This window comes from Bradyrhizobium sp., assembly GCF_027451485.1.
Classification (GTDB): domain Bacteria; phylum Pseudomonadota; class Alphaproteobacteria; order Rhizobiales; family Xanthobacteraceae; genus Bradyrhizobium.
Window position 1 is genome coordinate 1 of the sequence record NZ_DAIDJE010000176.1, and the last position, 1996, is coordinate 1996.

3 protein-coding genes are annotated in these 1996 nt (G+C 61.6%); all 3 read right to left on the reverse strand.

The window, feature by feature from the left end; translation table 11 throughout:
- Positions 1 to 105: 105 nt before the first annotated feature.
- Positions 106 to 306, reverse strand: a complete 201-nt coding sequence (locus NEZ08_RS21390) for a hypothetical protein (protein ID WP_367278447.1) — start codon at positions 304 to 306, stop codon at positions 106 to 108.
- A gap of 200 nt (positions 307 to 506) precedes the next feature.
- Positions 507 to 1454 carry a fatty acid desaturase gene (locus NEZ08_RS21395; RefSeq protein WP_298111447.1) on the reverse strand — a complete coding sequence of 316 codons (948 nt, stop codon included), beginning with the start codon at positions 1452 to 1454 and terminating at the stop codon, positions 507 to 509.
- A gap of 188 nt (positions 1455 to 1642) precedes the next feature.
- Positions 1643 to 1996 (reverse strand): DUF892 family protein (locus NEZ08_RS21400; protein ID WP_298111450.1); only part of this gene is annotated, 354 nt, incomplete at its 5' end.

The window sequence follows — 1996 nt, forward strand, 5'->3', positions numbered from 1 at the left end:
CGCCGGCCAGGCCGCTTCCGGCCCCAGCTCCGTTCCGACCTTCGCCGGCCTCCTCACGGGACTCGCCGCGCTTGGCCTCGGTGCCGTGATGGCGTTTTGTGGCGCTCACTTCGCGCTGCGCAAGGCGTGACTTCGACTTCGCCTGGAGGCGCCGAACCAGATCACTACCCCCGCTATCACCAGCAGCAAAACCGAGATCGCCACGGCCTGATGCGCGCCGCACATGAAAATGTCCGGCTGACCAATCAGCGAGCCGAACAGCGCAACCCCCAGCACACTTCCGGTCTGCCGGATCGCGTTGAGCACGCTGGCCGCGACCCCGAGCGTGATTTCTCCACACTGCCGAGCAGCGCCGCGGTGAGCGGCGGCACCAGCAAACCAAGACCAACGCCGATGATCACGAGTTGCCCAACTGCTCTTTGCATCGGTCGCTCCGTTTGGAGCCCAACGCAAAAAACAGCCTCTCGTTACGAGTTAAAACTTCGATATATTCCGAAGTATGATGTTCATTGGGAACGCGGGGAACGCGTCGGCATCTGAACGTCCCACGCCAGACCGACCAACACCAGCAGGCGCAGCAGATAGTAGACGAGATCGATCTCCCACCAATGGCGCTGATTGCAGGCGCTGCCGGGTTCGGCATGGTGGTTGTTATGCCAACCCTCGCCGCTGGTCAGGATCGCCACGAGGAGATTGTTGCGGCTCTGGTCGCCGGTATCGTAGTTCTGGTAGCCGAACACATGCGCCAGCGAATTGACGCTCCATGTGATGTGCCAGACGATGACGGTCCGCACCACGACTCCCCACAGCACAATGCTGGCCGCGAACTGCGCGGCGTTCCCGGCAGCGTCACCCAGCATGATCGCGATCACGAAGGCTGCGACGAAAAACAATACCGGCTGTGCAATGGTCACCCAGACGACATGGCGCTCGATGAAGCGGTAGAAGCTGTCGCGCAGGATATCGCGCGCATAGCGGTCGTAGGCGACCTGGCGACTGAGGTCGGTGTTTTCCACAAATAGCCACCCCATGTGCGACCAGAAGAAATTGACCAGCGGACTGTGGGGATCCGGCCGCTCGTCAGAGCGATGATGGTGCATGCGGTGCGTCGCGACCCATCGCGCCGGCGTATCCTCCACGCACCACACCGCGAGCAGCGCGAAAGCATGTTCCAGCCAGAGCGGGCACTTGAAGCTCCGATGCGTCAGCAGCCGATGGTAGCAAAGGTTCATTCCGAAGGCGCCGTAGACATAGATCCCGACGATCATGACCACGACGCCGGCCTTGCTGTAGAACCAGGGCACGAATGCCAACAGCGCCAGCAAATGATAGGCACCGACGGTGCCGAGGTATCGCCAATTGATCAGCCGATCACAGGCCCCAAGCGGAAGCGGCAACGCGCGCGGCTGTTCCGCGACCAAACCTGCAACGGCGGTTTCGACTTGCTTCTTCAAGTTCCTTCAGCCCCGCAACTCCACTGCCTTTTCTACACGATCTGCGTCCGATCGCGAGACGGAAGTTTTGCGAATTTGCTGAAATGAACGGGATCCTGGAAGGCGCGCAGGTTCCCCAATGCGATCCCGACCAAACAAAGCGCCGCGCCGGAACGATCGGCGCGGCGCCTTGCGGTTGCGAAGACGGATCAGCTCGCGGCGCGCAGGTTGACCTTGGCCTCCGCAAGGGACGTCAACTTCTTGTCGGTCGTCTTCTCCTCGTCCAGCGTTTTCTGAAGAATGCTCGCGCAGTCATTACGGCCCAGCTGCCGCGCCCAGGCGATCAAGCTGCCATAGCGGGCGATCTCGTAATGTTCGGCGGCCTGCCCTGCATTGATCAGCGCCGCGTCCAGCACCGATTTATCGGCGACCTCACCGGCGACTTCGTCGGCTTCCTCGATGATGCCATCGATCGCCGGGCAATCGACAGCCTTGATCTCGGCCCCGTGCATCCGGAAGACCTCCTCAAGACGCTGCACGTGCGTCTTCGTCTCCTCGAGATG